This is a genomic window from Agrobacterium sp. T29, from assembly GCF_006970545.1.
GTDB classification, from domain to species: domain Bacteria; phylum Pseudomonadota; class Alphaproteobacteria; order Rhizobiales; family Rhizobiaceae; genus Agrobacterium; species Agrobacterium leguminum.
Genome location: NZ_CP040641.1, coordinates 1,898,686 through 1,920,974, shown reverse-complemented (window position 1 = coordinate 1,920,974; position 22,289 = coordinate 1,898,686). Strand labels below are relative to the sequence as shown.

Genomic DNA, 22,289 nt, shown 5'->3' with positions numbered 1-22,289 from the left:
TGAGCGACACGTGATCATGACAGAGAAAACATCCTTCAAGGTCGGCCTGATAGGCGCCGATATACAGCTTTCCAAATCGCCCGCGCTGCACATGCGCGAAGGGGCGGCCCACGGTCTCGACTATTCCTACGAGCTGGTGGATATCACCGCCCGCAAGCTGCCGCCGAGCGCCCTTCCCGACCTGCTGGACGAACTGGAAGCGCGCGGTTTTTCCGGCACCAACATCACCCATCCCTTCAAGCAGGCCGTTATTCCGCATCTGCACGAACTGTCGGACGATGCCCGCATGCTGGGCGCGGTCAACACGGTCGTCTTCCGGGACGGACGCCGCATCGGCCACAACACCGACTGGTACGGCTTTTACGAAAGCTTCGTGCGCGGCCTGCCGGATGCCCGGCGTGACCGGGCGCTTCTGGTCGGCGCGGGTGGCGCTGGCGTTGCGGTGGCCCATGCCGCATTGAAGCTCGATATCGCCCGTCTCGACATTTTCGACCGGGATTTCCCAAGGGCCGAGCAATTGGCCCGGGAACTCAATGCCCGCTTCGGCGAGGGCCGCGCGCTTGCCGTCAAAGACCCCGCCGCCTCCCTGCCCTTTGCCGATGGCCTGATCCACGCCACGCCGATGGGCATGCCAGCCCATCCCGGCATGCCGGTTCCGGCCGATCTCATCGAACGGCGGCACTGGGTGGCCGATATCGTCTATATGCCGCTTGTCACCGAGCTATTGGCGACGGCGGCGAAAAAGGGCTGTCGCACCCTGCCCGGCGGCGGCATGACCGTGTTTCAGGCCGTCGGCGCATTCCGCCTCTTCTGCGGCCGCGAGCCGGATGCCGGGCGCATGACGGCGCATTTCACCGAGCTTTGTATGGCGGAGGGCGTCGCATGAGCCTTTTCACTGTTCTGAACGGTCCCAACCTCAACCTGCTCGGCCAGCGCCAGCCGGAAATCTATGGTTATGAAACGCTCGCCGATATCGAGGTCAATTGCCGTGGGATCACTGATGCCGCCGGCCACGATCTGTTTTTTGCCCAGAGCAACCGGGAATATGAGCTGATCGACTGGGTACACGAAGCCCGCGGCAAGTCCGCGGGCATTGTCATCAATCCCGGCGCCTTTACCCACACCTCGGTCGCGATCCTCGATGCGCTCAATGCCTTCGAGGGGCCGGTGATCGAGGTGCATATTTCCAACATCCACAAACGCGAGGTCTTCCGGCACCACTCCTATATCTCGACCCGCGCCGAAGGCGTGATCGCCGGCCTCGGCGTCGATGGTTATGAGGTGGCGCTGCGCCACCTCATCAATCGCCTTTCCCGATCCGCGTAATATGCTCGGGCATCAATACATAGCGCAGCAACATCTCCGCCACATGCGCAGACAGCGCTTCCTGGCCGGCCTCGCTAAAAAGCGTGTCGCCAAAATTGAACGAAAACGTCTCCGTGTTCGAGACGTTATAAAAAGACAAAGCACTGATCTGCCAATGCAGTTCAAGAGCGTCCAGTCCGGGCCGAAACACGCCGGCATCCTGCCCGCGCTTCAATATTCGGCGCATGATTTCAATGGCCGGTCGGTTGACGTTGCGGATCGCTTCGGAAACCCTGATATGCCTGCCGTGGTGAATGTTTTCCGTCATCACCATCCGGACGAAAGCGGGGTTGCGGCGGTGGTGCTCGAAGGTAAACCGACAGAGCTTCTCAAGTGCGGCGACCGGCTCGAGATCATCCAGCTCAAGACTGCCTTCGCCGCCGCGCACCTGCGCATAGGCTTCCTCCAGCACGCGTTTGTAAAGGCCTTCCTTGTCGCCGAAATAATAATAGATCATGCGCTTGGACGTGCGCGTGCGCGCCGCAATCTCATCGATGCGGGCGCCCGACAGGCCATTCTGCGAAAATTCCTCCATCGCGACGGAAAGAATATCCCGGCGCACCCCTTCCGGATCGCGCTTCGCCTGCCGGGTATCGCGGGTGCCTTTGGAGGTCGTGCTTTTGCTCATGCTTCATTCCCTGGACGGGGCTGGCTTCTGGCTGCGTCCCCTTTATTAACCAATCAGTACATAAGGCTGAAAAGGAAGGCAATATGGCGAGCTATGACACAATAAGACACGGCATGCCAATGCGCACATCCATTGCAACCGTATCGATCAGCGGCGAATTCCCCGAAAAGCTGGCGGCCATCGCCAAAGCGGGCTTTTCCGGCGTTGAGATTTTCGAAAACGATTTCCTGACCTACGACGCCTCGCCGCGCGAGGTGAAGGCCTTGGCCGCCGATCACGGGCTGGATATCACCCTTTTCCAGCCGTTCCGCGATTTCGAGGGCATGCCGGAGCCGCACCGGAGCCGCGCTTTTGAAAGGGCCGGGCGCAAATTCGACATCATGGGCGAACTCGGCACCGACCTGATGCTGATCTGCTCGAATGTCTCACCGGTCTCGCTCGGCGGCATCGACCGCGCCGCCGCCGATTTCCATCAGCTCGGCGAGCTTGCGGCAAAACATGGCGTGCGCGTCGGTTACGAGGCGCTGGCCTGGGGTCGCCATATCAGCGATCACCGCGACGCCTGGGAGGTGGTGCGCCGCGCCGACCATGCCAATGTCGGCATCATCCTCGATAGTTTCCACACGCTGTCGCGCAAGATCGATCCCAATTCGATCCGCTCCATTCCCGGCGACAAGATTTTCATCGTGCAGCTTGCCGATGCGCCGCTGATCGACATGGACCTGCTCTACTGGAGCCGCCACTTCCGCAACATGCCGGGCGAAGGCGATTTGCCGGTCGTGGATTTCATGCGCGCCGTGGCGGCAACCGGCTATAGCGGCCCGCTATCGCTCGAAATCTTCAACGACCAGTTCCGCGGCGGCTCGGCACGGCTGCTGGCCGAGGATGGCCACCGCTCGCTCATCAACCTGATGGACCAGGTGCGCCGTCTCGAACCAGATATCCGCATCGATGTGCCGGCCATGCCGGAACGGGTGCAGACGGAAGGCGTGGAATTCGTCGAATTCACCACAGCACCGGAAGAAAAACCCAATCTGGAAGCCCTTCTCGCCACGCTCGGCTTTGAAAACACCGCCCGGCACCGCAATCGCGATGTCGATCTTTATACGCAGGGCGATATTCGCATCGTCATCAATACCAGCGATGGCGGCGACAGTTTCGCGGGAGCCTCCTATTCCATCCACGGCACCAATGCCTATGCCTTCGGGCTGAAGGTTGATGATGCCGCAGCAGCGCTGGTACGGGCCGAAGCGCTGGGTGCGCCCACCTTCGCCGAGCCGCGCAAGTCAGGCGAAGTCGCCGTTCCCGCCATTCAGGGCGTGGGCAACGGCGTCATCTATTTCCTCGACGGTTCACCGGAGCTTTCCTCCATCTGGGACAATGAATTCGTGCCCACGGAAGGCCGAACGCCGGAAGGCGACGCCGGTCTCAGGCGGATCGATCATCTTGCGCAAACAACGCATTACGATGAAATGCTGACCTGGCTTTTATTCTACACCTCGCTGTTTGCGACGCGGCGCACACCGATGGTCGATGTGGTCGATCCGGGTGGGCTGGTGCGCAGCCAGGCGATTGAAAGCGTGCCCTCGCCGCATTTCCGCCTGACCATGAACGGTGCGGACAATCGCAAGACTTTCGCCGGCAAATTTCTGGCCGAGGGCTTCGGCACCAGCATCCAGCACATCGCGTTTGCCACCGACGATATCTTCGCCACCGCAAAAGCCTTGCAGGCGCGCGGTTTCCACGCCCTGCCGATCTCGCGCAATTATTACGACGATCTGGAAGCCCGTTTCGGGCTGGAGCCGGAGTTTTCGGACGCGCTGCGGGCCGCGAGCATTCTTTATGACCGCGACGACAATGGCGAATATTTCCAGATCTACAGCCGCACCTTCGGCGAGGGTTTCTTCTTCGAAATCATCGAAAGACGCGGAGCCTATGGCGGTTATGGCGCGATGAACGCCCCCTTCCGCATCGCCGCACAAAGACGGCTTGCGCCGCCGGTCGGCATGCCGAAGGAATAACTCCCGGCACCGAAATACAATCGGAGAAATCCAATCGGGCAGCAGCCGGCAGGAATGCCGCTGCGGCCTGTTCTCATTCACGCCAATGTCGTTATCTCGTAATCGCGTGGAATGGCGGAGGTCGCCGTGAACCACTCGGACGCCCGCGTCCGCTGCTGATGGAAATCGAAGGCGGCACGGTCGGCGAACAGCTCCTCCACCTGCCAGATCAGGGGATCGTCTGTCTCGGACACCTCGAAGGAAAGACAGCCGGGTTCCGCTCTGGTCAGACGCAGATGTTCGGGAAGGTGGCGCCGCACCAGCTCGACATCATCCTTGGACAAGCACCGTAAAAAGCCCCTCAGCCTGACTGCGCCTGCCTTGTTGTTCATGCCCGGCATTCCCATTCCTCATCGCTCTTCTCAAAGGTTTTTAGCGACAATAATCGTGGAATACACGCATCATCGCGAAGCATCCTTCAGGAATGCGCGCTCAAAATCGGTGCAGCTGCGCATTTGTAGAGCAGTACACAAAAATTGTTCAACACTCTGGACATGATTGTTCGGTTTTGTTAGCTTTTTCGCAAAACAAGGGTGGGGAATTAGAGTTACATGCGCATCGTCGAATCTGCGGCCGACGCAAATCATCCGGCCGGTACCGATGAGGTTGCCTGCGGCGCTTCGGTGACATCGAATGTGCCGTGTCCGCGGGCGACGGCCAATGCGCATTTTGCCGACAAAGCGGCCTGAAGACATGCAGTTCTTCGTGACATTCCCGTCCCTGCCCATGGCATCGCCCAGCACGCGCCTGCCCGAGACATTTTCCCCTTCCTCATTTTCACATGGCCGCGCCAGCTTTGCCGCGCAGGCCACGCCGGAGACGCTGACATGACTGCCGCACCCGCAAACGCCCTCCTCTCGGTCGAAGGCCTGAGCGTCGAGTTCGGCAATAGCCGCGTCGTGGACGATATCTCCTTCAGCGTCGAGCCCGGCCGCACGGTCGCGGTCGTCGGCGAATCCGGATCGGGAAAATCGGTCACCTCGCTTTCGACCATGCGCCTTGCCGACATGATGGGCGCCACCTACCCCACCGGCAAAATCCTGTTTGAAGGCAAGGACTTGCTGAAGGCGTCTCAGAAAGAGATGCGCGCGATCCGCGGCAAGGAGATCGCCATGATCTTCCAGGAGCCGATGACCTCGCTCAACCCCGTCTTCACCATCGGCGACCAGATCTGCGAAGTGCTTGTGCTGCATGAAAAGATGGGCAAGCAGGCGGCGCTGGCGGAAGCACAGAAGCTGCTCGAAATGGTGCGCCTGCCCGATGCGGCCGAGCTTCTGAAGCGTTATCCGCACCAACTTTCCGGCGGCATGCGCCAGCGCGTCATGATCGCCATGGCGCTCGCCTGCCGGCCGAAGCTTTTGATCGCCGACGAGCCGACGACGGCGCTGGATGTGACCATTCAGGCGCAGATCCTCAACATCATGCGCGACCTGCAGAAGAAGCTCGGCATGGGCATGGTCTTCATCACCCATGATATGGGCGTGGTGGCGGAAATGGCCGATGACGTCGTCGTCATGTGGAAGGGCAAGAAGGTGGAGGAAGGTCCGGTCAAGGATATCTTCGCCAATCCGCAGCACCCTTACACACGCGCCCTGCTTTCCGCCGTTCCGCGCCTCGGCAGCATGGAAGGCGAAGAGTTTCCCAAGCGCCTGCCGCTCACCGTGTTGCAGGACGGCCAGCCGGTTGTGGTTGGCGAGGAGCGCGTGCAAAACACGGCGAAATATGACGCGAAGCCGCTTTTGTCGGTCAAGGACCTGTTCGTGCGCTTCGATATCCGCAAGAACCTGTTCGGCAAGGCGACGCACCGTTGCAGCGCCGTGCAGAAGGTGAGTTTCGATATTCATGCCGGCGAAACGCTGGCGCTGGTGGGCGAATCCGGTTCCGGCAAATCCACCATCGGCCGCACCATCCAGCAACTGCAGACGGCCATCTCGGGCGAAATTGCCTTCAATGGTCGCAGCTATTCTCAGATGTCGGCGGCGGAGCGCTTCCGCATGCGTCAGGAAGTGCAATATATCTTCCAGGACCCCTTTGCCTCGCTCGATCCGCGCAAGACGGTCGGTTTTTCGATTGCCGAGCCGATCAACACCCATGGTTTGATCAACGATCAGAAGGCCGTAAAGCGGCGCGTGGATGAATTGCTGGAGCGTGTGGGCCTCAGCTCCGAACATGCCGCGCGTTATCCGCACGAGTTCTCCGGCGGCCAGCGCCAGCGCGTCTGCATTGCCCGTGCGCTGGCTTCCGATCCGAAGCTCATCATCGCCGATGAGGCGCTGTCGGCGCTCGATGTCTCCATTCAGGCGCAGATCATCAATCTGTTCATGGATTTGCAGGCCGAACGCGGGCTCGCCTATCTCTTCATCAGCCATGACATGGCGGTGGTGGAAAAGATGAGCCACCGCGTCGCCGTGCTTTATCTTGGCCAGATCATGGAAATGGGCAGCCGCCGCCAGGTCTTCGAAACCCCGACGCATGATTACACCCGCCGCCTGCTTTCGGCCGTGCCGGTGGCCGATCCGACCATCGAGCGCCGCATCGCGATGATCGAAGGAGAAATACCCAATCCCGTGCGCCGTGTCGGCGACGAGCCGGCCATTCTCGCCCATGAGGAAATCAATCCGGGCCACTTCATCGCGAAGAGCGCCTGAATAACAACCAGAACCACAACCATCTGAAGAGGAACAGGTAGATGACAATAATCAAGAAGGGGATGACGACAACGTTCGTCGCGCTTGCCATGGCCGCAACGGCCTTTACCGCCGCGCCGGCTCTTGCCGCCGGCAAGATGACCATTTCCAGCCCGCAGGATCCGGGCAGCTGGGATCCAATCGACACCTTCCTCGTGCAATGGGCGGCCGTCGCCACCAACATCTTCGATGGCCTCACCTATCGCGGCCCGGACCTGAAGGTTGTGCCCGGCCTTGCCGAATCCTGGGAAGAGCTGGATGAGGGCAAGCGCATCCGTTTCAAGCTGCGCCAGAACGTCAAGTTCCACAGTGGCGAGCCCTTCAACGCCGCCGCCGTCAAGTTCACCTTCGAGCGCCTTCTCGGCGAACAGGGTGCCAAGGGCCCGCAGCGCTCCAACTATGTCGCCATCGAAAGCGTCGATGTCATCGACGATTACACCGTCGACATGAAGCTGAAGGCGCCCGATCCGGTGCTGCTGACCAAGCTTGCCGGTTATGGCGGCATGATCGTTCCGCCGAAATATATTCAAGAAAAGGGCGAGGACAATTTCAACCTCAACCCCGTCGGCACCGGCGCGTTCAAATTCGTTTCCTACGCGCCGAAGACCAACATCAAGCTCGAAGCCAACCCGGATTACTGGGGCGGCGCGCCAAAACTTTCCGAGCTTGAATATCGCTTCATCGCCGAGCCGGCGACCGCCGTTGCCGAATTGCAGGCCGGCCGCGTCGATCTCGTCATTCCGCCGACCATCCCGATCGGCATGATTCCGGTTATCCAAGGCGATTCCAAGCTTGAGATCGTCAGCGTGCCCGGCCCGACGGTCGATGCGCTGCGTTTCAACACCCGTGACGGCATCACCGCCGATCCGAAGGTGCGCAAGGCGATCATCATGGCCGTCGACCGCGGCACCATCGTCAAGTCGATCCTTGCCGGCCAGGCATCGGAAATCGCAAGCTTCCAGAGCGCGCTGTCCTTCGGTTACGATCCGGAGCTGAAGCCGCTGCCTTACGATCCGGAAGGTGCAAAGAAGCTTCTCGCGGAAGCCGGCGTCAAGGCAGGCGCGGCGCTGCAGATCGATATCCGCGGCAATGACGCGACGATGAACGAGGTGGCGCAGGTCATTTCCAGCTACCTCTCCATGGTCGGCATCACCGCCACCATCAAGCCCTATGAAACCAACGTGCTCTTGAACGACATCATCCCGCAGGGCAAGACCGGCGCGATGTTCCAGCAGAAATGGGGCGGCTGGACCTTCGATTACGACAACACGGCCTATTCCATGTATCACTCGGGTGAAAAGTGGAACCCTTACGATAAGGACGAAAAGCTGGACAAGCTGCTGGAATCCCAGCGTCCGCTGACCGACCGTGCCGAGCGCGAAAAAATCCTCAAGGAAATCGGCAGCTATACCGCCGACCGCGCGCTGGAAATTCCGCTTTACAACACCAATGCCATTTACGGCATCAACAAGCGGGTCAAGGGTTTCGTCGCGCCGCCGGATAACCGCCTGAAGCTGACCGACGTGACCGTCGAATAAGCGGGTTGATCCTCTAAACACGCCGCCTTGTCCGCCTCTCGCGGGCAAGGCGGGATTTCTCTTCCCCCGTTTCCTCGCAAGGTAAAAAACGTGGCCGGTTTCCTCATCAAGCGATTGCTGCAGGCGATTTTTGTCGTCATCGCCATCACCCTTCTCGTTTCTTTCGCCATCCGCCTCACTGGCGATCCGGCTGTCACCATGTTCCAGGGCGGCGGCAGCATGACGGAAGACGATCTGGCGCGCATCCGCGCAGCACTGGGCACCGACCGGCCGTTCTTCGTGCAATATTTCAGCTTCCTGAAGGGCCTCGTGACGCTCGATTTCGGCCGCAGCTTCACCGGCAGCACGCCGGTCTCGCGCCTCATCGCCGATGCCCTGCCCGCCACGCTGCTGCTCGCCTTCATCTCCATGGCGGTGTCGATTGCACTCTCCATCCCGCTCGGCATCAAGGCGGCGACCTCGCGCGGCAAGACGGCCGATCAGGTAATCCGCATTTTCTCGCTCGTCGGCCTGTCCTTCCCGAATTTCTGGCTGGCCACCATGCTGGTGCTCTTATTTTCCATCACGCTCGGCTGGCTGCCGCCAAGCGGCATGGGTGGTTTTGCCAGCTACATCATGCCCGCCGTCACCATGGGCGTCATCCTCACCGCCACCAATGTCCGCCTTGTCCGAACGGCCATGCTCGATACGCTGCGCTCGCAATATGTCATGGTGGCGCGCGCCAAGGGCCTTAGCGAAAACAAGGTTCTCTACAAACACGCGCTGCGCAACTGCGCCATTCCGCTCATCACCTATTTCGGCCTGCAATTCGGCGGGCTGCTCGGCGGCATCGTCGTCATCGAGCGTGTCTTCAACTGGCCGGGCCTCGGCACGCTGGCCTTCGATGCGGTCGGCGCGCGCGACTATCCCGTGCTTCAGGCCGTCATCACCGTGCTGTCGCTGATGATCGTCGGCATCAACCTTCTGGTCGATATCGCCTATGGGCTTGTCGATCCGCGCATCCGCACGGAGTAAGTGACGATGGCTGCCAAAACCTCGCGTCTCGCGCGCTTCACCAATCTCGAATTCGTCCTCGGCGCGTTCCTCACCGTGGTCATCTGCCTTGCCGTCGTCTTTTCCGACGTGCTGTTTCCGGGCGGCGCGGACAAGATCGACCTGATGGCGCGCCTTGCCAAACCCTTTGCCAATGCCGCCCATCCGCTCGGCACCGATCCGCTGGGGCGTGACGTGCTCGCCCGTGTCGTCGCCGGCGGCAAGATTTCGCTGCTGGTCGGTTTCACCTCGGTCATCGGCGCCGTCATCTTCGGCGTCGCTGTCGGCCTGGTGGCCGGTTATTATCGTGGCTTCTGGGATATGCTGGTCATGCGCTTTGCCGATATCCAGCTCGCCATGCCCTTCATTCTGCTCGCCATCACCTTCATCGCCATTGTCGGCGGCAGCCTCACCAACACCATCATCCTGCTGATCGTCTCGCAATGGGTGCAATATGCCCGCCTCGTGCGCGGCTCGGTGCTGACGCTGCGCGAACGGGAATTCATCCTTTCCGCCCGCGCCATCGGCGTGAAGGACTGGCGCATCATTCTCCAGCATCTGCTGCCGAATCTCATCGGCCCGGTCATCGTGCTGATGACGCTCAATGTCGCCAACAACATCCTGCTTGAAAGCAGCCTCACCTTCCTCGGCCTCGGCGTCGATCCGACCATTCCGAGCTGGGGCGGCATGCTGGCGGATGGACGGACCTATCTGCAGACGGCATGGTGGGTCAGCGTCTTCCCGGGTCTTGCTATCCTTCTGACGGTGCTTGGCCTCAACCTTCTCGGCGACTGGCTGCGTGACAGCCTCGACCCCACCGGCAGAACCTCGAGGTAAATGCGATGAGCCAGATTTTCGACGAGACTTTCGAACGCACGCTGGATACGCTTCTCGCCAATGCCGAGCCCGGCCAGTCCTTCGAGGCATGGAGCTTCGATGACGCCAAAAGCCGCCGCGAAGCCGAAAACCGACTGAAGAAAAAAGGCGTCAGCGCCCGCATCCGCAGCGCCTACAAGCCGCTTCTCTTCACCTTTCTGGAAGAGATCAATCTGGATGGCGTCGACACCATAGAGGTGCGTTACCCGGTGCATGCCAACGCACCCGCCAATCGTTTCCGGCTGGAGGCCTATCCGCTGGCCGCGCTGGTGGGCGATGCGAAGATCGACTTCGTCGCCCGAAAAGACGACGCCTTCCATTATGATGTTACCCTGAGCCGCAACGGCAAGAAGGAAACCCTGAAGATTCTGGCGCCAAACCGGGTGCACACCGATATCGTCGGCGAAACCAATGTTTCGCCCACCGGCTGGTTCCGACTTGCCGGCGACGCTTCAGGCGAGCGGCTGGAGACGGATTACGAACGGCTTTTCGAAGCGGCGATCCATGCCGTCGCCAACCATGGCTGGGGCGATGAAGAGCCCTATTTCGAGGAACTGAACATCCGCGTCGCGCATCCGGCCGAAGATCTGCCGCTCTCCCTCGGCGATGAGGTCGTCAGCCTGCGCGAAGCCCTGCATGAGGATTTCTATTTCTCGCTTTTGGAGTTCTTCCAGAAGAAATCCGGCCGGCCGCTGGGTGACCGGGGCCTGAAACCCGGCCAGATCGTACCGGAAATCGTGAAAAGCGAAGGTGAAGTCTCTGTCCGCATCGAGGCCCGCACGCTCACCACCGCCTTTCTCGATGGCCGTGAACAGCAGATCGATACGGCCAGCGAACCGGTTGCGGCAGGCCAGCTCGCGAAGCTGCTTGAAGAAATCGGCGGCGAGGCCTTCGAGGCCCGCTCCCGTTCCGGCCGCATTCTTGCCGCCCGTTATGTCACCGGCAGCGATGCCGCGGTGATGATCAGCGGCGGCCAGCATCCCAACGAGACCACAGGCATCGTCGGCGCCATCCGCGCCGCCCGCAAACTCGCAGAGCGCAAAGGCGCACATTTCACCATTTCGCCGCTGGAAAATCCGGATGGTTACGCCCTGCATCAGCGGTTGAGAGCCGACAATCCGCGCCACATGCATCACGCGGCGCGTTACACGGCGCTTGGCGACGATCTCGAATATCGCACGCGGGAAAATTCGGGCGTCCATCTCAACGAGAAGGCAATCCGTTTCAGGGCGCAGGAGATGAGCGGCGCCAGCCTGCATGTAAACCTGCACGGTTATCCATCCCACGAATGGACCCGGCCGCTTTCCGGTTATGTCCCGCGCAATTTCGCCATGTGGACGCTGCCGAAAGGGTTCTTCCTCATCATCCGCCACCATGCGGACTGGGAAAGGCAGGCCGAAGCCCTGCTCGACCGGGTAACCCGCCATCTCGGCGCCATTCCCGGCCTGCTCGATTACAACAACCGACAGATCGCTCTTTATGAAATCCACGCTGGCGAAACCGGTTTCCGCATCATCAACGGCTTCCCGTGCCTGTCCTCCGTCGACGACCGCCACACCGTGCCGATGACGCTGATCACCGAATACCCCGACGAGACGATCTACGGCAACGACTTCATCACCGGCCACACCGCGCAGATGGAAACGGTTCTCTCCGCCTATGATGCCTGGCAGGAGATTCTTGTCGGGGAAGTGGCCTGATATTGCAGGCCGCCCTCGATGGGCGGCCTATTTTCCCGCCGTGCCGGCGAGTTTTTGGTCCCGCTGCTTCTGCAACAGCCTCTTGCCCTTGCTCAGAATATGCAGATTAGCGGCATCAAGCTTGTTGTACCCGGCCTGAATAATATCAAGATCGGCAACGTGACCGATTGCCGCCAGTTCATGCATCACGTCGCCAATAGCGACATCGACACTTGGCTTTTGCAGGTTGATCACATCCTCCACCGCAGCGTGCATGCCTTGCGCGTCTCCGCCCATGACGTGATACAGCGCCAGCGCCTTGCGAAGAAATGCTTCGCGGCGCTCGATCTTATTGTTGAGTATACTTTCGCCAACGCGATCTCGCATCAACTCAACAACTCTATTTTGATATTCGCCCATCAGACACCAAATAAAGTTCACAATATGCTTCGCGAGGCTACAAACAATCCCCTTAGAACTGGTTAAGGCACGAGGCTTGCGCGGGTATGACTGTCATTTTCGAAACATGCACAAAAGCTGGTTTTTATGAGGAAGCATTTCGATACCACGTGCCGCGAAAACACCGGTCGTGATGGCTGCGGCGGCGCTATACATTGAGAATCACGGGATGATCACTATTGTGCGATCTTACGTGAGACAAACCCGGCGAGACGGGTATTGATAACCGTCAGGTTATTTATCACCCCCCTTATTTCATTTTACTTTGGCCACCGCACTCATCAATCTGGCAGTCTGGATCGGTGGATGGGAGCCACGGATCAATTGGGAGGAAATCATGAAATTACGGATCACCGCCGCCATCGCGGCCATCTGCTTCAGTACTGCCGCTTATGCCGATACAATCAAGGTGGGCGTGGTCGGTCCGTTCTCCGGCCCCTTCGCGCTGCAGGGCAAGAACTTCAAGGCCGGCATCGATGCCTGGTTCGCGCTGCACGGCAACAAGGTCGGCGACGATACGGTGGAGGTCGTCTATCGCGATGTGCCGCAGGCCGATCCGGCGCAGTCCAAGGCGCTGGCGCAGGAGCTGGTGGTCAAGGAAGGCGTACAATATCTCGCCGGCTTCTATTTCACCCCCGACGCCATGGCCGTCACGCCTTTGCTGAAGCAGGGCAACGTGCCGATGGTCATCATGAATGCCGCCACTTCGGCCATCGTGACGAAAAGCCCCTATGTGGTGCGCACCTCGTTCACCACCTGGCAGACCTCCACCCCCATCGCCAAGGTGGCCTTTGATGGCGGCGTGAAGAAGGTCATCTCACTGGTCAGCGATTATGGCCCGGGCGTCGATGCCGAGAACGCCTTCAAGGCGGCCTTCACCGCCGCCGGCGGCGAGGTTGTCGAAAGCATCCGCATGCCGCTTTCCACCAATGATTTCAGCCCGATCATGCAGCGCGTGAAGGATTCCGGCGCGCAAGGCGTCTTCGCCTTCCTGCCGTCGGGCCCGACCACGCTCGGCTTCGTCAAGGCCTTCAACGATAACGGCCTGAAATCCGCAGGCGTCAAGCTCTTCGCACCGGGCGATCTGACGCAGGAATCCGACCTGCCGGCGCTTGGCGAAGCCGCGCTCGGCATGCAGACGACCTTCCATTACGCCGTCTCGCATGATTCCCCTGAGAACAAGACCTTCGTGGAGGCCGCCGCCAAGGCGATCGGCAATCCGAAGGAACTCTCCTTCCCTTCCGTCGGCGCCTTTGACGGCATGTATGTCATCAGCAAGATGATCGAGGCTACTGGCGGCAAGCAGGATGCGGAAAAGGCGGTGGACGCGGTGAAGGGTCTTTCCTGGACAAGCCCGCGCGGCCCTGTCAGCATCGATCCGGAAAGCCGCCACATCACGCAGAACATCTATCTGCGCGAAGTGGCCAAGGGCGATGACGGCAATTATTACAACAAGGAAGTCCAGACCTTTGAAAAACAGGGCGATCCGGGCCTCGCCGCCGCGAAATAACGGCGGTTTGTAGAGATGTTCCGGGCCGCCCGTCGCGGCCCGTCTCCGGCCCGGATGGGCATTGCAGCACCGGGAGGAATTTTCAGCATGCAGACGGTCTTCAGCATCCTTGTTGATGCGCTCGCCTATGGCATGGTCCTGTTCATCATCTCCATCGGCCTTTCGGTGACGATGGGGCTGATGCGGGTGGTCAATCTGGCGCATGGCGCCTTCGCCATGATCGGCGGTTATCTCGCCTCCTATGCCGCCCATGGCCTCGGCCTCGGTTATGCCCTGGCGATCCTCGTCGCCATCGTCGGCACCATCGTCATTGCCATTCCGCTTGAGCGTTTTCTCTATCGCCGCATCTATGGCGCGCCGGAACTGACGCAGGTGCTGATGACCATCGGCATCACGTTTTGCATCATCGGCATCGCCAACTTCGTCTTCGGCCCGACGCTGAAGACCATTCCGCTGCCGCAGCAGCTGGCCGGCCCCACCGATCTCGGCTTCCGCACCATCGCCACCCACCGCATCTTCGCCATTGCCTGCGGTCTGGCTGTTGCCGGCGCATTGTGGTTCACCTTCGAAAAGACCGCCTTCGGCATCAAGCTGCGCGCTGCTGTCGATAATGCCGCCATGGCGGCCGCGCTCGGCGTTCGCACCGAGGTTATCTATGCCGTCAGCTTCGCCATCGCCGTCGGCCTTGCCGCCATGGGCGGCGTCATCGGCGCGGAATTGCTGCCGGTCGAACCCTATTATGCGCTACGTTATATGGTGACCTTCCTCGTGGTGGTCTCGGTCGGCGGCGCGGGCTCCATTCCCGGCGCGCTGATCGCCTGCCTGCTGCTCGGCGCCATCGATACGACCGGGCGCTACCTCGCCCCCGAATATGGCGAATTCTTCTTTTACCTGGCGGTCATCGTGATCATCACGCTGTTCCCGCGCGGCCTTCTCGGAAGGGCGAAATGAGATGGCGGTGCTCATGAACGACGTGACTGAAACGGCAGAGATCCCGAAGACGCGCTCGCCGCTGCGCACGCTTGCGGGACCGCTCCTCATCATTATCGCCGCGATTGCCGGTTATTACCTGTTTCCGGATAATCTGGCGCTTCTGACCCGCATCATCGCCATTGCGCTGCTCGTGCTGTCGATCGATCTCGTCACCGGCTATTGCGGCGTCGCCACCCTCGGCCATGCCGCACTCTTCGGCGCGGGCGCCTATGCCGCCGGCATCGCCGCCGCCCATTTCGAAATCACCGATCCGCTGCTGATGACCGTGATCGGCGCAGGCGCGGGCGGCGTCGCCGGGCTGGTCTCCGGTACGGTTCTCTTGCGCGCCCACGGCTTGCCGCAGCTCGTTCTTTCCATCGCCGTCATCCACCTGTTCCATGAGGCTGCCAACAAGGCATCGGGCTGGACGGGCGGCAGCGACGGTCTTGCCGGCGTTTCCCCGGACGCGCTGTTCGGCACCTTCGAATTCGACCTTTTCGGCCGCACCGCCTATATTTACGGCGTCTGTCTGCTGCTCGTCGTCTTCCTCGCCCTCAGGGTCGTGGTCAATTCGCCCTTCGGCATGTTGTGCCGCGGCGTCAAGCAGGACAGCATCCGCATTCAGGCCATGGGCGGCGCCGTCAACGGCACGATTTTGAAGATGTTCGTCATATCCGGCATCGTCGCCGGCATTGGCGGTGCGCTTAACGCCATTTCCACCCAGGTCGTCGGCCTCGATAGCCTCAGCTTCACGCTTTCGGCCGAAGCGCTGGTCATGCTGGTGCTCGGCGGCGCGGGTTCGCTTTACGGCGCGCTGATCGGCACCGTCACCTTCATGTGGTTCGAAGATGTCGTTTCCGCCGCCAATCCGTTCCACTGGCTCACCATTGTCGGCCTGCTGCTGATTGCCGTCGTGCTTTTTGCGCCGCGCGGGCTTTATGGCGCGGGTGAACAGATCATTGCGCGCATCCGTGGAGGTCGCAAATGAGCGCCATTTTCGAAGTCTCCGGCCTCAAGAAAAATTTCGGCGGCCTCGTCGTCACCAACAATGTCTCGCTGTCGCTTTCGCCGGGAGACCGCACGGTGCTGATCGGCCCCAATGGCGCCGGCAAGACCACCTTCGTCAATCTCGTCACCGGCAATATCAAGCCCTCGGCCGGCACGGTGCGCATCGCAGGCGAGGATGTGACCGGCCTCAGCGCCAGCCAGCGGGTGAAGCGCGGCCTCGTCCGCTCCTTCCAGGTCACGCGGCTGTTTCAGGACATGACGCCGGAAGAACACGTGGCGCTTGCCATTCTCCAGCGCGAAGGTAAGACGGGCCGGATTTTCGGCCGTTACCGCGCCATGCCTGCGGTGATGAGCGAAGCCCGCGACATTCTCGGGACGCTCGGTCTTCTGGCCCTTGCGGAAACCCGCGTGCGCGAGATCGCCTATGGCCAGCAGCGGCTGATCGAGATCGCGCTTGCCATGGCGCTTCGCCCGAAAATCTTGTTGCTGGACGAACCGGCCGCCGGCGTGCCTTCCACGGAAACCGCGCGCATCGAACAGGCGCTCGACCGGCTGCCGGCCGACCTCGCGATCCTGATGATCGAGCACGACATGGATCTGGTCTTCCGTTTTGCCAAACGTGTGGTGGTGCTCGCCGCAGGCGCGGTCATCTTCGACGGTTCGCCGGAAGACGTCACCAGCAATGCGGAAGTCCGCCAAGCCTATCTGGGAAGTTACGCCGATGCCCGCAACGCCGCTTGAAATCGTCAACCTCACCGCAGGTTATGGCCCCACCCGCGTCATCGAGGGCCTGTCGCTTTCCGTGCCGTCGGGCTCGCGTTTCGCGGTGCTCGGCCGCAACGGCGTCGGCAAGACCAGCCTCTTCGCCACGCTGGCCGGCCAGACGAAACGCTTCGCCGGCGATATCCGCATCGGCGGCCAGGACATCGCCGCTTTGCCGAGTGCCGCCCGCGCCAAAGCCGGCCTCGGTTACGTGCCGCAGACGCGGGATGTGTTTCCCACCCTCACCGTCGAGGAGAACCTGTTCGTCGGCCTCAAGACCCGGCCGAAATCGGCCATCGAGGAAGCCTACACGCTGTTTCCGCGCCTGAAGGAGCGCCGCCGCAATCTCGGCTCGCAACTTTCCGGCGGCGAACAGCAGATGCTCTCCACCGCCCGCACGATTCTTGGCCAACCGCGGGTGCTGCTTCTCGACGAACCGCTCGAAGGCCTTGCCCCCGTCATCTGCGAGGAGCTGATGGACGCCTTCTCCAAACTGGCGCAATCGGGTGAAATGACCATTCTCCTCGTCGAACAGCGCATCCAGATGGCCATCGACTTCGCCGACCACGCCATCATCATGGAACGCGGCCGCATCGTCTGGGAAGGGCCGTCGAGCGACCTTGCGGAGAACCCGGATATTATCGATACGCATCTTGGCGTTGGCGGGCTGCATTGAGCCAACGCATCGCCGTTGCGCGTTCATATATACAATCTCCGTCATACCGGCCTTGAGCCGGTATCCAGCCACCCCAAGTCCTTGGGGTGAAAAGACTCTTCGCGCCGCGCAGACGCGCGCAGGCTGGATTCCGGCTCAAGGCCGGAATGACGGAGGGTGACCGATCACACAAAGCCTCCGCCGTCTCATTTGCCCTTCCTCAAAAAACCCAATGGAATAAAAATTCCACTACAGTTAAAGTGCACACGATTTCAGTCTGCACAAAGGAACGACAATGACGGCAATCGAGGCGCCAGAATCCGTAAAGGCTTTTGAGGAGCGGCTGCTCCAGGTCGCGGAGGGTTTGCCGAAACGATTGCGGCAATGCGCCGATTATGTCGCCTCCAATCAGGATCGCATCGCCGTTTCCACCGTCGCTGAAATGGCGGAAGGGGCTGGCGTGCAGCCCTCGGCCTTCATGCGTTTTTGCCAGATCATGGGCTTTTCCGGCTTTTCGGAAATGCAGCGGCTGTTCCGCGATTCCTATGTCGGCGGCTGGCCGGATTATGCCACACGACTCGACCATCTGCGGGAGAAGGGCGATGAAAGCGCATCCGGCCTGCTTGCCGAATTCGTGGAGGCCGGCCGTTCTTCGCTGGAAATGCTGCTGAAATCGGTCGATACCCGCCAGCTTGACGAGGCGGTTTCGGCGCTGGCGAAGGCGCGCACCGTGCATATCATCGGTCTGCGGCGCTCTTTCCCCATTGCCAGCTATCTCGCTTACGCCTTCGAGAAGATGAAGGTGCCGGCGGTTCTGCACAGTGCGGTCGGCGGGCTCGGCAATATCAGCGCCATTTCCCGTGACGATGCGCTGATCGCGATCACCTTTTCTCCCTATTCGGCAGAAACGCTGGAGCTGGCGGAAAACGCCCGCGCCAACGGTATTCCGGTCGTGGCGCTTTCCGATTCCGCCGTCAATCCGCTGCGGAAATCCGGTGCGACGCTGCTGACCGTCACCGAGATCGATTTCGGCGCATTCCGCTCGCTTTCCGCCACGCTCTGTCTGGCCATTACGCTGGCCGTGGCTGTGGGAACGCGCAAAACAGCCTGAATATTTTTATTGAAAACGGAAAAAATAGAATTTATGATCCAAATCCATGAAACGGGCATTCCATAATCGTCCGTCTCGTGACGAACGAAATGAGCGGAGGAGGCTCATCGGAGCGGGATGGCGAAAGATGCGGGCGATCGTCGCCTGAATGCCGCTCCAGACATGTGAGGCAGACCGTACCGAGGTGCGGTGCTAAGGAGGAACCTTTTGAAAAAACTTGATCTCATCACGATCGGGCGCTCGTCTGTCGATCTGTACGGTTCGCAGGTCGGCGGCCGTCTGGAGGACATGGCCTCCTTTGCCAAATATATCGGCGGCTCTCCCACCAATATCGCAGCCGGCGCTGCCCGCCTCGGGCTCAACAGCGCCGTCATCACCCGCGTCGGCGATGAGCATATGGGCCGCTTCATTCGCGAACAGCTGGTGCGCGAAGGCGTCGACGTGCGCGGTGTGAAGACCGATCCGGAGCGGCTGACCGCGCTGGTGCTGCTCGGCATTCGCGACCAGAACCAGTTCCCGCTGATCTTCTATCGCGAAAACTGCGCCGACATGGCGCTCAGCGAAGACGACATCGATCCCGCCTTCATTGCCGAGGCAGGCTGCATCTGCGCCACCGGCACGCATCTGTCGCACCCGAAGACGGAAGCGGCCGTGCTGAAGGCGCTGAAACTCGCCCGCGAAAATGGTGCGAAAACCGCGCTCGATATCGATTACCGCCCCAACCTCTGGGGTGTGGCCGGCCACGGCGATGGCGAGAGCCGTTTCGTCGAATCGCAGAAGGTCACCGCCAAGCTGCAATCCACCCTGCATCTCTTCGATCTGATCGTCGGCACGGAAGAGGAATTCCACATTGCCGGCGGCTCCACCGATACGCTGACGGCGCTGAACGCCGTACGCAAGGTCTCGAATGCGACGCTGGTGTGCAAGCGGGGCCCGATGGGTGCTTCGGTTTTCGCCGGTGAAATTCCTTCCAGTCTCGATGATGGCGAAACTGGCGAGGGTTTCCCGATCGAGGTCTTCAATGTTCTCGGTGCGGGCGATGGCTTCATGGCCGGGCTGTTCCGTGGCTGGCTGCGCGGCGAAGACTGGCCGACAACGCTGAAGTACGCCAATGCCTGCGGCGCTTTCGCCGTCTCCCGCCATGGCTGCACGCCGGCCTATCCGAGCTGGGAAGAACTGCAATATTTCTTCAAGGCCGGCATTCGCAACAAGGCGCTGCGCAAGGACGAGGCGCTGGAGCAGGTGCACTGGTCGACCAACCGCAAGGGCGACTGGGACACGATGCGCGTCTTCGCCTTCGACCACCGCATGCAGCTGGAGGCCATCGCCGACGAGCTTGGCGTCAAGCACGAGCAGATCGGCGCTTTCAAGAAACTCTGCCTTCAGGCCGCGCAGCAGGTTGCCGGCGACAGGCCGGGTTACGGCATTCTCTGCGATGGCCGTCTCGGACGTGACGCCCTGTTTGCCGCCAGCGGCTCGGGCCTCTGGATCGGTCGCCCGGTGGAATGGCCGGGTTCGCGCCCGCTGACGCTGGAACCCGATCTCGGCAAGGATTTCGGCGGTCTTTCCGAATGGCCGCTTGAAAATGTCGTCAAGGTTCTGTGTTTCTATCATCCCGACGATACGGATGAGATGCGCGCCACGCAGGAAGAGACGGTCATGCGTCTGTTCCAGGCGACACGCCGCAACCGGCTGGAAATGCTGCTGGAGGTCATTCCCTCCAAGGTCGGCCCGACCGACGATTTGACCGCCGCCCGCATCATCGAGCGCTTTTACGAGATCGGGGTCTATCCCGACTGGTGGAAGCTGGAGCCGATGAAGACCCGTGCTGCGTGGAAAAACGCCTGCGACGCCGTGCACCGCAACGATCCTTACGTGCGGGGCATCGTCGTTCTCGGTCTCGACGCGCCGCAAAGCGAACTAGAGGAGAGCTTCCGCCTTGCCGCCGGTTTCGATCTGGTCAAAGGTTTCGCCGTTGGCCGCACGATTTTCGCGGATGCCGCCCGCAGCTGGCTCGGTGGCAAGATGACCGATGAGGAAGCGGTCAGGGATATGGCGCAGCGCTATACCAGCCTGTGCCGCATTTGGGATGAGGCGCGCGCCAAAAAGGGAGAGGCAGCGTGAAGACAATCAGATTGACGGCTGCGCAGGCCATGGTTCGTTACCTGGCAGCGCAGATGAATGAACATGGCGAAACCTATATCGCCGGCATGTGGGCCATTTTCGGCCATGGCAATGTCGCCGGCATCGGCGAGGCGCTTTATGGTATCCGCGACGAACTGCCGACCTATCGCGGCCAGAACGAGCAATCCATGGCCCATGCGGCCATCGCCTATTCGAAGCAGCTGCGCCGCCGCCGCGCCATGGCGGTCACCTCCTCCATCGGCCCGGGTGCGGCAAACATGGTGACGGCCGCCGCCCTTGCCCATGTCAACCGCCTTCCCGTGCTGTTGATCCCCGGCGACGTCTTCGCCAATCGTGGGCCCGATCCGGTCTTGCAGCAGCTCGAAGATTTCGGCGATGGCACGATGACGGTGAATGACTGCTTCCGCCCCGTCAGCCGTTATTTCGACCGCATCATGCGGCCGGAACAATTGCTGACAGCCCTTCCCCGCGCCATGCGCACCATGACGGACCCTGCCGATTGCGGCCCCGTCACGCTCGCCTTCTGCCAGGATGTGCAGGCGGAGGCCTATGATTACCCTGTCAGCTTCTTCGAAAAGCGAGTCTGGCGCCAGCGCCGCCCCGAGCCGGATGTCGTGGAATTCGAAGAAGCCGTCGCTGCGCTCAAGGCGGCGAAGAACCCGATCATCGTTGCCGGTGGCGGCGTGCATTTTGCCGGCGCAACCGAAACCCTGAAGCGCTTTGCCGAAACCCACTCCATTCCAGTCGTCGAAACGCAGGCCGGTAAATCGGCATTGGCGTGGGATCACGATCTGAATTTCGGTCCTGTCGGCGTTACCGGTGCGGAAAGCGCCAATATCATCAGCGAAAAGGCCGATCTGGTTTTCGGCGTCGGAACGCGTTTCCAGGATTTCACCACCGGCTCCTGGGCGCTGTTCAAGAACCCGAACCGCAAAATCCTGGCGCTTAACGTTCAGCCCTATGACAGCGCCAAGCACGATGCGATCAGCCTGACGGCGGATGCGAAGATCGGGCTTGAGAAACTCTCCGCAGCACTCGGCAGCCAACGTTTTGCCGCGCCGGATGCCGGTCTCAAGGCTGCATGGTTTAAAAAGGCCGATGCCGATACGGCAGCGCCGGGTGAGGACCAGGTCAACAGCCTGCCCACCGACATGCAGGTCATCGGCGCGGTGCAGCGCCAGTCGCGTGACAATACCGTCGTCATGTGCGCGGCCGGCACCATGCCGGGCGAGCTTCACCAGCTGTGGAAATCCAAGCTGCCGCTCTCCTATCACATGGAATACGGCTTCTCCTGCATGGGTTATGAAGTGGCCGGCGGCCTCGGCATCAAGATGGCGGAACCGGACCGCGACGTGATCGTCATGGTCGGCGACGGCTCCTACATGATGATGAATTCCGAGCTTGCGACCTCGGTTGCCATGGGCGTGAAGATCACGCTCGTCATCACTGACAATCGCGGTTACGGCTGCATCAACCGGCTGCAGATGGAAACCGGCGGCGCGGAGTTCAACAACCTCTACGCCCACACCAACGTCAACCCGATCGCTATCGATTTCGTGGCCCATGCCGGCTCGATGGGAGCGGATGCGCGCAAGGTTTCCACCATAAGCGAGCTGGAAGAGGCGCTTGCCGCGGCCCGCGCCTCCAGCCGCACCACCGTCATCGTCATCGATACCGATCCTTACCCGACGCCGCAGGCCGGCGGTCACTGGTGGGATGTCGCGGTGCCTGAAGTTTCCGACCGCGCCGAAATCGGCCCGGCCCGCGCCCGTTATGAAAACCATCTCAAGGAAAGACAGTAA

At 61.0% G+C, this 22,289-nt stretch carries 20 protein-coding genes; 17 read left to right on the top strand and 3 right to left on the bottom strand.

The genetic code is table 11. The annotated features are described in order from the left end of the window. The first annotated feature begins 16 nt into the window (after positions 1 to 16). Entirely contained in the window at positions 17 to 886 is an 870-nt protein-coding gene (locus FGF54_RS23880; protein ID WP_142781377.1) for a shikimate dehydrogenase, read from the top strand. After that, positions 883 to 1,326 carry a type II 3-dehydroquinate dehydratase gene (gene aroQ / locus FGF54_RS23875; protein ID WP_142781376.1) on the top strand — a complete coding sequence of 148 codons (444 nt, stop codon included), beginning with the start codon at positions 883 to 885 and terminating at the stop codon, positions 1,324 to 1,326. The genes FGF54_RS23880 and aroQ overlap by 4 nt, the downstream gene beginning before the upstream one ends. On the opposite strand, the gene FGF54_RS23870 is transcribed toward aroQ, so the two are convergent. Beyond that, positions 1,301 to 1,993: a TetR/AcrR family transcriptional regulator gene (locus FGF54_RS23870; RefSeq protein ID WP_020810447.1), complete on the bottom strand. Its 693-nt coding sequence runs from the start codon at positions 1,991 to 1,993 to the stop codon at positions 1,301 to 1,303. The genes aroQ and FGF54_RS23870 overlap by 26 nt on opposite strands. Before the next feature lie 119 nt (positions 1,994 to 2,112). Between FGF54_RS23870 and FGF54_RS23865 the strand changes: the two genes are divergently transcribed. Continuing rightward, positions 2,113 to 4,014: a bifunctional sugar phosphate isomerase/epimerase/4-hydroxyphenylpyruvate dioxygenase family protein gene (locus FGF54_RS23865; protein ID WP_142781626.1), complete on the top strand. Its 1,902-nt coding sequence runs from the start codon at positions 2,113 to 2,115 to the stop codon at positions 4,012 to 4,014. A gap of 77 nt (positions 4,015 to 4,091) precedes the next feature. Here FGF54_RS23865 and FGF54_RS23860 read toward each other — a convergent pair whose 3' ends face one another. Further along, positions 4,092 to 4,394 carry a putative quinol monooxygenase gene (locus FGF54_RS23860; protein ID WP_142781375.1) on the bottom strand — a complete coding sequence of 101 codons (303 nt, stop codon included), beginning with the start codon at positions 4,392 to 4,394 and terminating at the stop codon, positions 4,092 to 4,094. 319 nt (positions 4,395 to 4,713) lie between these two features. On the opposite strand from FGF54_RS23860, the gene FGF54_RS27375 reads away from it, so the two are divergent. From FGF54_RS27375 to FGF54_RS23835, 6 genes are all read left to right on the top strand, one after another. Beyond that, positions 4,714 to 4,884 (top strand): hypothetical protein, encoded by a 171-nt coding sequence (locus FGF54_RS27375; RefSeq protein WP_168208227.1) that lies wholly within the window; start codon positions 4,714 to 4,716, stop codon positions 4,882 to 4,884. After that, the gene (locus FGF54_RS23855) at positions 4,881 to 6,701 is read left to right on the top strand and encodes an ABC transporter ATP-binding protein (RefSeq protein ID WP_059758447.1); all 1,821 of its coding nucleotides are present in this window, start codon (positions 4,881 to 4,883) and stop codon (positions 6,699 to 6,701) included. Before FGF54_RS27375 ends, FGF54_RS23855 begins: the two co-directional genes overlap by 4 nt. A gap of 41 nt (positions 6,702 to 6,742) precedes the next feature. Further along, positions 6,743 to 8,278, top strand: coding sequence for an ABC transporter substrate-binding protein (locus FGF54_RS23850; RefSeq protein ID WP_142781374.1), 1,536 nt, complete (start codon positions 6,743 to 6,745; stop codon positions 8,276 to 8,278). Positions 8,279 to 8,368: 90 nt separating this feature from the next. Further along, on the top strand, positions 8,369 to 9,292 hold the full coding sequence (locus tag FGF54_RS23845) for an ABC transporter permease (RefSeq protein ID WP_003519820.1): 924 nt from the start codon (positions 8,369 to 8,371) through the stop codon (positions 9,290 to 9,292). A gap of 6 nt (positions 9,293 to 9,298) precedes the next feature. After that, the gene (locus FGF54_RS23840; protein WP_059758452.1) at positions 9,299 to 10,147 is read left to right on the top strand and encodes an ABC transporter permease; all 849 of its coding nucleotides are present in this window, start codon (positions 9,299 to 9,301) and stop codon (positions 10,145 to 10,147) included. 5 nt (positions 10,148 to 10,152) lie between these two features. Beyond that, positions 10,153 to 11,886, top strand: coding sequence for a M14 family metallopeptidase (locus FGF54_RS23835; protein ID WP_142781373.1), 1,734 nt, complete (start codon positions 10,153 to 10,155; stop codon positions 11,884 to 11,886). 27 nt (positions 11,887 to 11,913) lie between these two features. On the opposite strand, the gene FGF54_RS23830 is transcribed toward FGF54_RS23835, so the two are convergent. After that, on the bottom strand, positions 11,914 to 12,285 hold the full coding sequence (locus tag FGF54_RS23830; protein ID WP_059758458.1) for a hypothetical protein: 372 nt from the start codon (positions 12,283 to 12,285) through the stop codon (positions 11,914 to 11,916). Positions 12,286 to 12,661: 376 nt separating this feature from the next. Here FGF54_RS23830 and FGF54_RS23825 point away from each other — a divergent pair, with 376 nt between their 5' ends. From FGF54_RS23825 to iolD, 8 genes are all read left to right on the top strand, one after another. Continuing rightward, positions 12,662 to 13,834 (top strand): ABC transporter substrate-binding protein, encoded by a 1,173-nt coding sequence (locus tag FGF54_RS23825; protein WP_065655351.1) that lies wholly within the window; start codon positions 12,662 to 12,664, stop codon positions 13,832 to 13,834. 87 nt (positions 13,835 to 13,921) lie between these two features. Next, positions 13,922 to 14,785 (top strand): branched-chain amino acid ABC transporter permease, encoded by an 864-nt coding sequence (locus FGF54_RS23820; protein ID WP_065655352.1) that lies wholly within the window; start codon positions 13,922 to 13,924, stop codon positions 14,783 to 14,785. A gap of 1 nt (position 14,786) precedes the next feature. After that, entirely contained in the window at positions 14,787 to 15,794 is a 1,008-nt protein-coding gene (locus tag FGF54_RS23815; protein ID WP_059758460.1) for a branched-chain amino acid ABC transporter permease, read from the top strand. Continuing rightward, positions 15,791 to 16,555 (top strand): ABC transporter ATP-binding protein, encoded by a 765-nt coding sequence (locus FGF54_RS23810; protein WP_142781372.1) that lies wholly within the window; start codon positions 15,791 to 15,793, stop codon positions 16,553 to 16,555. Before FGF54_RS23815 ends, FGF54_RS23810 begins: the two co-directional genes overlap by 4 nt. Further along, positions 16,536 to 17,252, top strand: a complete 717-nt coding sequence (locus tag FGF54_RS23805; RefSeq protein ID WP_142781371.1) for an ABC transporter ATP-binding protein — start codon at positions 16,536 to 16,538, stop codon at positions 17,250 to 17,252. The genes FGF54_RS23810 and FGF54_RS23805 overlap by 20 nt, the downstream gene beginning before the upstream one ends. A gap of 274 nt (positions 17,253 to 17,526) precedes the next feature. Further along, positions 17,527 to 18,342: a MurR/RpiR family transcriptional regulator gene (locus tag FGF54_RS23800; protein WP_003519830.1), complete on the top strand. Its 816-nt coding sequence runs from the start codon at positions 17,527 to 17,529 to the stop codon at positions 18,340 to 18,342. A gap of 207 nt (positions 18,343 to 18,549) precedes the next feature. After that, positions 18,550 to 20,466, top strand: coding sequence for a 5-dehydro-2-deoxygluconokinase (iolC, locus tag FGF54_RS23795; protein ID WP_142781370.1), 1,917 nt, complete (start codon positions 18,550 to 18,552; stop codon positions 20,464 to 20,466). Next, complete coding sequence (gene iolD / locus FGF54_RS23790) at positions 20,463 to 22,289, top strand: 3D-(3,5/4)-trihydroxycyclohexane-1,2-dione acylhydrolase (decyclizing) (protein ID WP_142781369.1); 1,827 nt, start codon at positions 20,463 to 20,465, stop codon at positions 22,287 to 22,289. The genes iolC and iolD overlap by 4 nt, the downstream gene beginning before the upstream one ends.